Below are 12,727 nucleotides of genomic sequence, written 5' to 3'. Positions count from 1 at the left end.
ACATAAGAAAATCGTTCCTTTCTCGTATGGTGGGTTGTGGTGACTTAATTATACCAAAAAGGACGATTTTCTTCTTTTTTTGTCTTAGTATTAATGCTGATATTGATTCTTGCACCCTGTTGATTGGAGCGGAAGGGGCGAGACTCCTGCGGGAGAAGCGAGTCAGCGGGAGACCCCGCAGGTGCGAATGCACCGAGGAGGCTCCCGGACCGCCCGCGGAAAGCGAGTCCCTGGAGCGGAAATCAACAGGCCAATTTTATAGAAGAAAAAAGAGGGTGCCCGAAAGTTAGACTTTTGGGACACCCTCTTTATCTATTAAATTAGCATTCCTGCAATGGCAGCACTTAAAAGCGATGCCAACGCACCAGCAATAACTGCGCGAATACCAAGTTTCGCAATGTCGCTTCTGCGATCTGGAGCGAGATTGCCAAGGCCGCCAAGCAGAATGGCCATTGAAGAAATGTTCGCAAAGCCGCATAATGCAAAGCTTATTACTGCAACTGTCTTCGGAGATAGACTGCTGATTTCAGGAGCAAAAGAAGAATAAGCCACAAACTCATTCAGAACAAGCTTTTGGCCGATATACCCCCCAGCTTGTACAGCTTCTGCCCAAGGAACACCAACTGCAAATGCAATAGGGGCGAAAATAAACCCTAAAATAGTTTCAAGTGTAAGATTTTCAAACCCAAATAAACCGCCTGCAAAACCGATAATTCCATTGATAAGTGCAACTAAAGCAATGAACGCAAGCAGCATTGCCCCAATATTAAGCGCAAGCTGCAATCCAACACTTGCACCGCGTGCAGCAGCGTCTACTACATTAACAGAATCAGTATCTTTTTCGATTGTAATGTCGTCAGTCGTTTCAGAAACCTCTGTTTCAGGTATCATGATTTTAGCCAGAACAAGACCCGCAGGTGCAGCCATGAAGCTGGCAGCGAGCAAGTATTCAAGCGGTACGCCAAGCAATGAATAACCAATTAGAACAGAACCTGCAACTGAAGCAAGACCTCCAGTCATAACAGCAAACAATTCAGAACTTGTCATTTTATTTAAGAAAGGGCGGACAATTAATGGAGCTTCTGTCTGTCCGACAAAAATATTGGCTGCTGCGGACATAGATTCCGCTTTGCTCGTTCCTAGAAGCTTAGACAGGCCTCCGCCAATCACCTTAATAATTATTTGCATGATTCCAGTGTAATACAGCACAGAAATTAGGGAAGAGAAGAATATGACAGTGGTTAATACCTGAAAAGCAAAAACAAAGCCTACTCCAGAACCTTCCTGAAATAATCCTCCGAATAAAAAGTTAATCCCCTCATTCGCATAATTTACGATATTATTTACACCTAAAGTCAGCTTTTCTAAAGCTTTTTTTCCCAAATCCCATTTTAGTACGGCAAATGCGAAACCAAACTGGATGGCCAAACCGCCAAGAATCGTCCTTAAGTTGATTGCCTTTCGATTTGATGAGAGAAGAAGGGCAATGCCAAGTACAGTGGCAATCCCCAACAGACCCCAGATAAAACTCATGTTCGACACCTCTTTTGTTGTATTTAGAGTTATGAAAACGTTTTTATGAAACGTCAAAATTATAAACCTCTTTATTTAGAGGTAAGTGAGTAGACGTCAGACATCTAACTTGTTTCCATGTCCATTTTAACATGAATCCGTTTACAGTAAAGAGTTTTTTTATAACAAATTATTTTTTTACTCTTGGCTTCATTTTTTCGACACAATCGCAGTAGTGCACTGCAACCATATGAGGGAAAAAAAGCCTTATTAATTGCAGTCTTTTCGGAAATTCCTTTCATGGCGGCATCAGGCATTGGGATAAACAAAATCGGGCTATGGCAGGTTTCGCATCTCTATTTCGGTAGCTGCTTAACTTCACAGTACTTAACTAAATTCTGATTTACGGCACGTTTTTTTAATAGGATTGGTTATGCAAATAAAAGCCCTCAGATTATATAATCTGGACATTATTTCACTTAATCTTCAATAAATGTGCAAATGCCCATCCGGGACAAACATCCCCTTCATAAACTATCACTAGACGTCAGGAGGTGTTAAGATGGGTGCAGGTACAGGCTATGGCGGCGGTTTTGCGTTAATCGTTGTCCTATTTATTCTTTTAATTATTGTTGGTGCATCATATGTTGGCGGGGCCTACTAAAACTCCAGGCTTAAAATGCTTAATTAAATTGATGCTCAAATGAATGCATCGATAAAGAAATCTGTCCAGGTTGCGGGCAGATTTTTAATTTTTGGCTGTGTTAAAGCTGATTGTTGATTTTATCACCCTGTTGATTGGAGCAGAGGGTATGAGCTCATCGAAAATGCAGCCGCATTTCCTTCATACAGTGTTTATTTTTCAATAACCTGCTCCGAAGAGAGGGAAGAGGGGGACCCCACTGGCAAAGCCGAGGAGACTCTCTTCCCTCTTCGCGTGGAATTCTTGCATGCCCGGTGCTGAAATCAACGGGCAGAATTTATAAGTCAAAACAACAATTTATGAGAAAAAGAGCCTTAATAAAAGGCGAATTTAAATGGAGTAGTATGTTAACCGTTAAAATGTTCCAAAATAATGGTAGTTCTTAATTTGAAAGGAGGTTCTTTACATGGATAAGAAGGAAAACAAGGAAAACATGAATATTGCTGGAAGATATTATGAGACAGAAGATTATAAAAGAAACGATCAGCTTTCATCAGGGTTGGCCACTACACACGAACAGGTAAGTGACACATATATGGAAGGTCAGGCAGATGCCGTAATCGAAGATGTTAACGGAGTGGATATTTCCATTCCCCGAAAGGCTTATGACGAATAACATCATCAAAGAAAGAGGGTTCAGAAAATGGCACCAAAAGAAGCACAGGATGATATGAGCCAATATAAAATGTCAAAAGCACTACAGCAAAAAAGGTCCTCTTCCTATCGAGTAGGGTATCAGGCTGCAACTGGCAACCAGACTCCTGGTGAGCCGGAGGCAGGCAAGAGATCAGATGACCGAAATTAAACTAAAAAGGAAGCCTCAAGCGGCTTCCTTTTTTACCTGGATTTTGCAATGATGCCGTTATGGACCTTAATATAGCCATGCTGCCTGATATTCAGTCCGTTCTCATACATATATAACCCCATTTGCTCAACCGTCATTAATTCTCTATAGGTGTGATTCATCACATCGGACATGATTTCATAATAGATTTTGGATCTAAGCTGAGCCCTGGGAGTTGTCATAATGATATGGCCTGATGGCTTTAGGAATTTGCGATGCCATTCGATTACCTCAGGTTTTAATTCATCCGGAAAATGCTCGAGTAATCCAACGCTAATAACAATATCAAATTCCTTTCCAAATGGGAGGGTGCGAATATCCTGTACCAGGTACTCAATGTTAAAATCCCCTTTATAATAGATCCGTTTTCCGCCCGTCTGGGCATTTTCGCCAAGAAAAGGGTAGGTATCAGGAAATTCTGCGAATCGGGTTGTTTTACAAAATGGGTCATAATCAACCATGACTATTTCACCGCCTGGATACATGGCTGAAAGCTGCATAGCTTCATATCCCTCGGCAGCCCCTAAAAATAATATTCGGGGAGCCTGCACATCAAGCCCTTCAAATAAAGCTCTTTTACCGCGAGGGTCCCAAATTCCATCCTGAATACGATGCACATAATTCCATAATCTTATTCGAAATGCGTCTACAAGTGCATGTTTGGCCTCAAGAGGCTTAAACCGCAAGAGGGAATTCATAAATTCTTTCTTTGATTTTTCCATTTCTGCAGGTACATCTTTAACAAACCACTCGTGGAAGGATTTATTAAACATCGTCCAGGAAGTGTGTGCCGGCAAAGCCTCACCATTTTCCTTTTCCCAGTTCAGCTTCTCTTCGGCATAAGAAGTGACAGCATATGGTTTCCCTGTATCTTTCCATGTTAGCTGAGACCAATCATTTACTGTGTTTAATTTTACATATTTATTATATTGTTTTTCAGTGAATTCACGGAGGTCAGTTCGGCAGGATGGAAGCAGCTGTGTTTCTTCCATTGATAGGCCATTAATAGATTCAGCTTCTAGCATTTGAACCCTCCTGAACGTGTATTATGTTTATTATTCTGTATAGAATGATAAACACCTTTAACTAAATTAGATATTCATTCTACTTTTACTTTTATTTTTTGGATAGCATTATATCCATATCCCTTTCTATTCCAGAAAGGCCTTAAAGGCTGGACATTCCCTTCCGTATCACTTGCCCGAATAAAAATAGAATGGTCTCCTTTATCAGCTCTCCATACAAACTTCCATTTTACCCATGCATATTTTTCATCTTCTTTAAACTTAAGGGATGTTTCTTTCCATGTATTGCCGTGGTCAAAACTAATTTCCACTTTTTTAATTGTTCCAATACCGGTCCATGCAATTCCATAAATCAAGTGATTTCCTTCAGCTAGAATGGAATAATTCATCGGCTGCTGGATTGTACTGTTAACTGATATGGCGGTGACGGGCTTTTTATCCTTGTCGCTATCTTGATAAGGATAATAAACATAGTCTTTTGTTTGAAAGGGGCCATTAAACTCATGTCTAATGATAAAAATATTCTGCAGCCATTTTACCGAAGCCATGGCATACCAGCCGGGAACGATCAGTCTAAGCGGAAACCCATGCTTATAGGGTATTGGCTTGCCATTATATTCATAGGCCACAATTGTATCCTCGTGAAGAGCTTTTTCAATGGGCAGGCTTCTGCCATAGTGAAAAGACTCTTCGAAATCTTTTCTTTCTCCAAAATCCATGCCTACAAACACCGCTTCTTTACTTCCCTCTAATAGCTCCGCTTTTTTTAAGAGATCTCTTAAAGGGACTCCTTTCCATTTCCCCTGACTGATAGCTCCTTGTTCCCATTGCTCTCCATAAACCTCAGGCTTAAATTTCGCTCTATTATTACCAGCGCATTCCAGTGGAACCAAAATGGTTTTGGAAGGAAGGTAAATAAGTTCATTTAAAGTTAATTTCAGGGGATTTTTCACATTGCCGCCAATAGCCAAAACTGACTGATGAATATTTAATTGGGGATAGGCAAAGTGATTTCTTATATAAAAATAATCTTTGGGTGTTTTCCAATGATCTAAAAAATAAATAGGAGTCTCCTGGATCTCTGGACTAAGACTAAGTGTCTTTAAATAGGGAATGACAAAATCGTTCACTGACCCATCACCTCTATTCATAAATATAATTGGAAGTTCAAAGATAGAACCGGGAAGGACACATGTGATTTATAGTTCCCTTAAAAGAATGAACAGTTGCCTCGTTCTTAAAGCGCATCGGCTAAATATTGGGGTCTCTCCATCTTAAATGCAACAACTAAGAATGAAAGGGGAGCTGCGGAACTTGCACCCGAATTCATTTCATGGCAGCGATTATTCCCAAATGGTTAAGAATTATTTAGTTTATAAAAGTTTATTTGAGGAATAATCGTAAGTAACATATGATGAGAGGCGGAACGAGTAATGAAAGAAGAACTTAAGATAACAGGCCACAGACCTTTCCCCATTCCGCGTTCGCCATGGATGATGGAACAAGTATGGAATGATGTCCTTTTTTTACATTGGCCAGTGCCGGCAGAGGTAATGGAAAAACATATCCCTTTCCAATTGAAATTGGATACGTTTAACGGAACAGCCTGGATAGGAATTGTGCCTTTTTGGATCAGCAAAATGCGAGTCCGTGGTTTGCCGCCAATGCCTTTTATGAATTCGATGGATGAACTGAATGTCAGGACTTATGTAGAATACGAAGGAAGGAAAGGGGTTTACTTTTTCAGTCTGGATGCTAATAATCCCTTGGCCGTTACGGGAGCTAGAATGCTGTATTTTCTTCCTTACATGAATGCGAAAATGAGTGTAAGCAATTCGGAAGGAAAGGTAATCTATGAAAGCATGCGAAAAAGCGGCCATTCCGGTACCGGCAATTTCCTCGCTTCCTATAAGCCGATATCACCCGCCTACAATTCAGAATCCGGTACACTCGATGAATGGCTGACTGAAAGATATTGCCTATGGGTCACAAAGGGAGATAAAGTGTTTCGGGGTGATATCCACCACACAAAATGGCAGCTGCATGAGGCATCTTGCAATATCCGGCAAAACTCGATGGCTTCTTTTTTACCCCGCGAATACTTCAAAGGTGATCCTATATTACATTACTCCCCGCAAAAGCATGCATATTTTTGGCCGTTAAAACGGGTTACTTAATCCTTAAAAAGGAAGTAACCCGTTTTTATTTACTCTTTTTTGTTAAGGCTTTCTGCAAGCAGCCTCTTTACTTCATTATATGAAAGACCCGATTGGCTATTAAGCCTTTTAACTTCATCAATGTCGGTTCCTGCAATAGTGAGGTTCCTCTTTTGTTTTGGAATATTCATTTTATCCTCCAATCCTTAATTCCGTCATAATAAAAAGTTTTTCTATAAATATGGCCAATATTGTCCATACTAAGAAAAAAAGGGGGCGTTTCCTATTTTTTTCAATAAAAAAGGCCAGGACGACAAGCCGGAAGTTGTACTAATGGACACAGAAGTATATGCCTGCAATAGCTGCAATGGATGGATGAGAAAAGATTTTGCCTCTGCAGATTTAAAATGCCCATTATGCGGTGATGAAACAACTGCTGAAATGAGGGAATTGCCGCAAATTCAATAGTAATTTATTCCGAAAAAGACTGTTGTCAGAATGATAACAGTCTTTTTGCTGAGCAGGCTCTGTTAAGCCTGGGAGGTGATTGCTGATACTAATCCGCCAATTAGCTTTAAACTGGTTAAGAATCATCCATATATAGTTCCCGAAATGCTAGTTCTGCATCCTTCTCGGAGGAAAAAGGCACCGTCCCCTTTGATTAAATGGAACGATTCATTAAGAAATAGGACTACTGTGACCGGATCTTTTGATTAGGAAAAATTTCAGCCGGCCAAATGGCAGCTGCGCTGTGTGCATGAGAATTATAGTAGAGGAATAAACCTCATCTCCGGCTTTTATTTGTCGGGATTGATCATTTCCATCATTTTTGCTCCTAAAATTAACTCATTAAATGTTAAAGATTTTCATTTTGCTGTCCAATTTCCTTAGCGCCAATTATAGCATTTGCGGTTTCCTGCTGTTCATGTCCATCAACTGAATCCCCAACAGCATTTTTTAAATTGGGAAATCTTCCATCCGTATCAACTGTTACCATTTCCTCTTTTGGTGCATGTGTCAAAAATTTTTCATCCTTGCCATTCATCGTCAAAACTCCTTTTGGACAAATTGATTTTCAAATTTCATTATGCTTTCTTTTAAGTTTTCTCTCACTGCTACTGCAATATTCAGCCATATTAATCCTTGAATCTGGGTAAATTAGCATTAACCAGTCTCATCCAGTAGAACCACACTTCATCAGCTATCAGGAGAGGGAAGGGTCCTATAATGTGTATTAACAAAAAATATCCCCTTCAGCAGACAATAGAAGGGGATATTTCTGTTATTCGCAGCTGTTTTCCAGCTCTTCCACTAATGTGCCTACATAGCTTACAGCTTTACGAATGGCATCCGGTTTAGACATGTCTATGCCAGCGGTTTTTAAAAGTTCAAGCGGTTTCTTTGTTCCGCCAGCTTTTAGCACTTCCAGCCAGCGGTCTACAGCAGGCTTGCCTTCTTCCTTTATGCTTTCTGCCACAGCTGTAGAAGCAGTTAATCCTGCTGAGTAGGTATATGGGTAAAGTCCCATATAATAATGCGGCTGTCTCATCCAGGTTAATCCATCTTTTTTATCCAGTTCAATTGAATCTCCCCAGAAAGAACTGAGTGTTTCATACTTTTGGTCTGATAGGGTCTTTGCAGTGAGTGGTACGCCTTGTTCCGCCAGGTTATAAACCCTTCGCTGATATTCACCTTCAAGTAAATGTGTAACAAAATTATGGTAATAGGTTCCAAGCAGCTGGAGAATTACCCAGCGTTTCATTCTTTTATCATTTGTTCCAGCCATTAAGTGCTGCCCTAAAAGCAATTCATTGAGTGTTGAAGGAGCCTCTACAAAATAGGTGGATGGGCGCGTATTCATAATTCGCTGATTTTTATTAGCCAAATAGAAATGGCCTGCATGTCCAAGTTCGTGCGCCAGGACAAATGCTCCCCTCATTGTGTCTGTCCATGTAATCAGGATAAATGGGTGAGAACCATAAGGACTCGAACAGAATGCCCCTGTTGATTTGCCGATATTATCCGCAAGATCGACCCATCGTTCTGTTAAACCTTTTTCCATGATTTCAGAGTACTCGGGACCCATTACTTTTAGTGCTTCCAATATAACTTTAGATGCGTCTTCATAAGTAGTCTCAGGATTGAAGCCTGGATCTAAAGGAGCCTTCAAATCGCAGAAAAGCATTTTATCTAATCCAAGGACCTTTTTCTTTAGCTGTGCGAACCTTCGCATATGCGGCGCCAGTTCAGTTTGGATAATATCGAGCTGGTTATGGTACATTTCTTCTGTTACATGCTGGGTATCCAGCAGCATGTGGGTTACTGATTTAAAGTTTCTTAATTTCGATAAAGCGACTTGCTTTTTAACTTCGGCAGAATATGCAGCAGCAAATGTATTCTTATAGTTTTCCAATGAATCGGCAAAGGAAGAATACGCATTTCTGCGAATGTCTGTATCTGGTGAAAACTCGTAGTGATCCTCATAAAGGGCAAAAGAGTTTGGATGCTCATTGCCTTCACGATCTTTAAAAGAGGCAAAAGGCATATCAGCCAATTTTCCCGCCTGATAAACATTATATGGAGCGCCAAGAACCTCCCCTAAAGACGCAATGGCCTTCTCTGTTTCAGGGGACAGCCTGTGCTCTTTTGAATTTAGCAGATCATTAAGCTGGGTCTTGAATGCTTCCAATTCACTTTCTTCAGCTATGTATTTTTCAACCGTGCCATCCGGCAAAGCCAAAATCTCAGACTCTATAAATGAAAGAGCAGAGGCTGCTTTTGCTCTCAGTGAAGCAAGCTTAGATGAATTTGCCTGGTTGTTTGGGTTCGTCCCATCTTCCGATTGGCGCAGCATCGCGTATGTACCTGCCTGAACCAGGCGAATAGAAAGTTTCTCCTGTGCCAAAAGGCAGCTAAGGAAAGTTTGCGGCCCTTCATGGAGTTTGCCTTTAAACTGATCAAATAGAGCAAGATCCTCATCGATGCTAATCATTTCCTTTTGCCAATCTTCATCTGCTGCAAACAAATCCTCCACTTTCCAAGTTAGGGCTTCTTGAACCTCGGAACGTTTTAAACGGGTAACTGCTGTTTGAACCATATTCATTCCTCCTATTTCGATTCTCTAAATAATGGATTATCTGATAATTATACAGGAAGAATTTATAATTTTATACATTTTTTAAACTTTTTAAATGGTAAAATACACTCTGTAATATAACAGGGTGGAGAGCACCCACAATCCAGACAGCTAAAAAGTCATCAAAAGAAGAGTTGTTTAGCTCGATCTGATAGGAGATTCAGAAGGCATTATACTTTCATGAAGCTTTCTTCATATGTAAGTTCATGAAAGACAGTTTTTCGATAGAGACATGGACGGCCTAAGACATTCATAAAGCCGTTGTTCTGTGTTGATGCAAAAATTCCTCTCCATAAATAAACGGAAGGACATAAATCCTTCCGTTTCGTTCTTCTATTCCATTTTCTTTGAAAGGCAGCGATCACATTCCATTAAGTAAGATTCAGCCTGTTCTTTGACTGTTTGGCCGCACTCCGGACATACCTTTTTGGGAAGAGTTCTGAAAAATTCAACTGGACTTTTGATCATAATTTTTTCCTCCTTTTTATAATACAGTTTATTTTATTACTTTCTGTTGTAGTACAGTATATACTATTTAAATTCAATTGTGTAGTCTTTTACCTAAATTTTTTTAAAATTTTTTCTCTTTATTCAAAATTGGAAAAAGGGTATGGTCTCTTCCATATAGGACAAAGGGGGATATTAAGGCAGCAGCAGGCTATGAGGTGTTATCTTAGCGAAATATTCAGTTAAAACAGGGCAAAATAGGAAGGGAACGAAAACCTGAATCAATCATCTTCATTTATTTTTACTTTAACCTCTTCCATGGCCGTTAGGTTTCAATTACAATCAAATTTGAAAAGGTAAGGTTAAGGAGGCTGATAGCCTGTAATGACTGAAATTTTGATATCATTTAATCCTATCTTAATATTTGTTGCCATTATTTTAACCATTATGGCTACTTATACAGCAATGGATCTTTTCACTTTAAAAAAGTCCACTGGCAAAAATCAGAGATTTTTATTTCTTGGCGGGACATTTTCCATGGGGATTGGCATCTGGATCATGAACTTTATTGGAATGGTTGCAATCAATATAAACGCTTCAGGCAAATATAATATTCCGCTTACAATATTATCCATGGTGTTTGGCATTTCATTTACAGGCATGGCCTTTAACACTATAATTGATCGATTGCCTAAAACAAACAACCTTGTAACTGGAAGCTTCTTTTTAACTATGGCTGTTTTGTCCATCCATGTTACAGGAATGTATGCGATGGGAATGAATGTTCAATTCAATCCTATTATTTTTTTCATTTCAACATTGCTTATTTTTCTATCATTTTTATTTTCACTTTGGATGCTATTCTATTCAAAGAATCTCGCTTATTCCAACCATATCTGGATTAAGCCTTTAAGTGCGCTAATCATAACAGGAGCAATTGTTGAAGGTTATTTTCTTCTTATTCGATCGTCTTCTTTTTATTCTAACGGTGAGATAGAACGTGAAGGAGCTTCACCTGAAACATTTCTAATTTATCTGGTATTTTTCTCAACCATTCTTATCCTGAGCGGCCTTATTGCTTCAAGTACATTAATCAGCAAGCGGTTAGAGGCAAGCGATACCCATTTAAAGGATATCCAGGCTGCGCTCGATCAATCAACAATTGTTGCTATTACAGACCCTAAGGGAATCATCACTTATGTAAATGACAAATTTATTGAGATTTCAAAATATGAGGAAGAAGAACTGCTCGGAAAAAATCATAACATCTTAAACTCCGGTTACCACCCGCCTGAATTTTTCCGTGAACTGTGGAAAACAATTGGTTCAGGGAAAACATGGAGGGGCGAAATCAGGAATAAAGCAAAAGATGGAAGCTACTACTGGGTGGAGACCACGATAGTTCCGTTTCTTAATAAAAAAAACAAACCTTATCAATATGTTTCAATCCGAACAGATATTTCTGCATTAAAAACGGCCGAAGCAAATCTTAAGGAATCCTTAAAAGAAGTAAATGAAATTAAATTTGCCCTTGATCAATCATCCATCATTGCATTTACAGATGAAAAAGGAATCATTACAAATGTAAATGATAAGTTTTGCGAGATATCCAAATACAGCAGGGAAGAACTAATCGGCCAAAACCACTCAATTTTAAATTCCGGACTTCACTCAAAGGAATTCTTCAAGAGCTTATGGAAAACAATTGGCAAGGGGGATGTTTGGAAAGGCGAGATCCGCAATAAGGCAAAGGACGGTACTTATTACTGGGTTCATACAACCATCGTTCCTTTCTTAAATGAAAATAGCAGACCCTATCAATATTTGGCAATTAGAAATGATATAACTGAACGCAAGAAAACGGAGGAGGTTCTCCACCGCCAGGATAAGCTTGCAGCAGTTGGGCAGCTGGCTGCAGGTGTTGCTCACGAAATACGCAATCCTTTAACATCCATGAAAGGTTACACCGAATTCCTTCAGTTGGATGAAACCAATGAAGAACGGCAAGAATTCTTAAGCATTATCCTTGATGAGATTGAAAGGGTAAATAATATCGTAGAAGATTTTATGGTCCTTGCCAAGCCAAAGGCAGTCGAACTGGAAGAAAAAAATATCATTCCGGTCATAAAAAACGTCCTTTCTTTGCTGGAGTTTGAAGCCCGCAAAAGAAATGTAAACATACATTTCGAATACGAACAGGAAATTATTCAAATCGAATGCGATGAAAACAGGCTAAAACAAGTGTTCCTCAACTTTGTTAAAAATGGAATTGAAGCTATGCCTGACGGAGGGGATATTACAGTCCGGGCAAGTATAATGGACAGCCAAGTCCAAATCTCCATTCAAGATACAGGTGTAGGAATACCCGAAGAGAAACTGAAAAATATTGGCGAACCTTTCTATACAACCAAGCAAAATGGGAATGGACTCGGTCTGATGGTTAGCTTTAAGATCATTGAAAGCCATAACGGGAAAGTTTATATAGAAAGCGAACTAAATAAAGGAACCACATTTAATATTATCCTGCCTGCCAAAACGGCATAGGGGCTGACTCAAAAGGTCTTCGAAAAACGACTCTTTTGAGTCAGTTTTTTGTTTTGAAAGCATTTTTTTCTCTTTTTCGGGTTATTTATTCAAAATTAGAAGAGATATCTCCACTAATCTTTCAGTATTTTAACTTTGTTCTGTCTAAGTTCATCCCACTTTTTCAAATTGTGGGCAACACAAATAAGACCCCAATCCGTTGTATTAATGCTGATATTGATTCTTGCACCCTGTTGATTGGAGCGGAAGGGGCGAGCTCCTCGAAAATGCTACCGCATTTCCTTACGAAGAGGTGTTAATTCGGGGAAGCTTATTCAATGTCCTGCGGGAGAAGCGAGTCAGCGGGAGACCCCGCAGGTG

The 12,727-nt window shown here is 39.6% G+C and carries 13 protein-coding genes; 6 read left to right on the top strand and 7 right to left on the bottom strand.

Features of this window, described 5'->3' with window-relative positions; all coding sequences use genetic code 11:
* Window positions 1–315 precede the first annotated feature (315 nt).
* Complete coding sequence (locus tag L634_RS0126020; RefSeq protein ID WP_026584944.1) at window positions 316–1,533, bottom strand: NupC/NupG family nucleoside CNT transporter; 1,218 nt, start codon at window positions 1,531–1,533, stop codon at window positions 316–318.
* 541 nt (window positions 1,534–2,074) lie between these two features.
* On the opposite strand from L634_RS0126020, the gene L634_RS33090 reads away from it, so the two are divergent.
* The 3 genes from L634_RS33090 (at window position 2,075) to L634_RS34045 (ending at window position 3,020) form a co-directional block, all read left to right on the top strand.
* Window positions 2,075–2,176 carry a YjcZ family sporulation protein gene (locus L634_RS33090; RefSeq protein WP_084029026.1) on the top strand — a complete coding sequence of 34 codons (102 nt, stop codon included), beginning with the start codon at window positions 2,075–2,077 and terminating at the stop codon, window positions 2,174–2,176.
* 445 nt (window positions 2,177–2,621) lie between these two features.
* Window positions 2,622–2,831, top strand: a complete 210-nt coding sequence (locus tag L634_RS0126010; RefSeq protein ID WP_026584943.1) for a YozQ family protein — start codon at window positions 2,622–2,624, stop codon at window positions 2,829–2,831.
* 27 nt (window positions 2,832–2,858) lie between these two features.
* On the top strand, window positions 2,859–3,020 hold the full coding sequence (locus L634_RS34045; RefSeq protein ID WP_198029834.1) for a hypothetical protein: 162 nt from the start codon (window positions 2,859–2,861) through the stop codon (window positions 3,018–3,020).
* A gap of 32 nt (window positions 3,021–3,052) precedes the next feature.
* On the opposite strand, the gene L634_RS0126000 is transcribed toward L634_RS34045, so the two are convergent.
* Together L634_RS0126000 and L634_RS0125995 are read right to left on the bottom strand one after the other, a co-directional pair.
* Window positions 3,053–4,084, bottom strand: a complete 1,032-nt coding sequence (locus L634_RS0126000; RefSeq protein ID WP_026584942.1) for a class I SAM-dependent methyltransferase — start codon at window positions 4,082–4,084, stop codon at window positions 3,053–3,055.
* A 74-nt stretch (window positions 4,085–4,158) separates the two neighbouring features.
* Window positions 4,159–5,214, bottom strand: coding sequence for a sulfite oxidase (locus L634_RS0125995; protein WP_026584941.1), 1,056 nt, complete (start codon window positions 5,212–5,214; stop codon window positions 4,159–4,161).
* Between the two features lie 303 nt (window positions 5,215–5,517).
* Between L634_RS0125995 and L634_RS0125990 the strand changes: the two genes are divergently transcribed.
* Window positions 5,518–6,261, top strand: a complete 744-nt coding sequence (locus L634_RS0125990) for a YqjF family protein (protein WP_026584940.1) — start codon at window positions 5,518–5,520, stop codon at window positions 6,259–6,261.
* Window positions 6,262–6,290: 29 nt separating this feature from the next.
* Here L634_RS0125990 and L634_RS34040 read toward each other — a convergent pair whose 3' ends face one another.
* Window positions 6,291–6,431: a hypothetical protein gene (locus tag L634_RS34040; protein WP_198029833.1), complete on the bottom strand. Its 141-nt coding sequence runs from the start codon at window positions 6,429–6,431 to the stop codon at window positions 6,291–6,293.
* 94 nt (window positions 6,432–6,525) lie between these two features.
* Between L634_RS34040 and L634_RS0125980 the strand changes: the two genes are divergently transcribed.
* Window positions 6,526–6,708 carry a cold-inducible protein YdjO-related protein gene (locus L634_RS0125980; RefSeq protein WP_026584939.1) on the top strand — a complete coding sequence of 61 codons (183 nt, stop codon included), beginning with the start codon at window positions 6,526–6,528 and terminating at the stop codon, window positions 6,706–6,708.
* Between the two features lie 388 nt (window positions 6,709–7,096).
* Here the strand turns inward: L634_RS0125980 and L634_RS0125975 are convergent, their stop codons facing one another.
* The 3 genes from L634_RS0125975 to yhfH all read right to left on the bottom strand — a co-directional run bounded on the left by L634_RS0125975 (window position 7,097) and on the right by yhfH (window position 9,844).
* On the bottom strand, window positions 7,097–7,285 hold the full coding sequence (locus tag L634_RS0125975) for a hypothetical protein (protein WP_026584938.1): 189 nt from the start codon (window positions 7,283–7,285) through the stop codon (window positions 7,097–7,099).
* 237 nt (window positions 7,286–7,522) lie between these two features.
* Window positions 7,523–9,337 (bottom strand): oligoendopeptidase F, encoded by a 1,815-nt coding sequence (gene pepF, locus L634_RS0125970; protein WP_026584937.1) that lies wholly within the window; start codon window positions 9,335–9,337, stop codon window positions 7,523–7,525.
* A gap of 372 nt (window positions 9,338–9,709) precedes the next feature.
* A complete protein-coding gene (gene yhfH / locus L634_RS33085) occupies window positions 9,710–9,844 on the bottom strand; it encodes a protein YhfH (RefSeq protein WP_009334590.1) in 135 nt (44 codons plus the stop codon).
* Between the two features lie 363 nt (window positions 9,845–10,207).
* Here yhfH and L634_RS0125960 point away from each other — a divergent pair, with 363 nt between their 5' ends.
* Window positions 10,208–12,367, top strand: a complete 2,160-nt coding sequence (locus L634_RS0125960) for a PAS domain S-box protein (protein ID WP_026584936.1) — start codon at window positions 10,208–10,210, stop codon at window positions 12,365–12,367.
* The last annotated feature ends 360 nt before the right edge of the window (window positions 12,368–12,727 follow it).

Origin of the sequence: Bacillus sp. J33 (assembly GCF_000518885.1) — a bacterium.
Lineage (GTDB): Bacteria > Bacillota > Bacilli > Bacillales > Cytobacillaceae > Cytobacillus.
The sequence above is the reverse complement of the archived record's forward strand: the minus strand, read 5'-3'. Positions and strand labels throughout refer to the sequence as shown.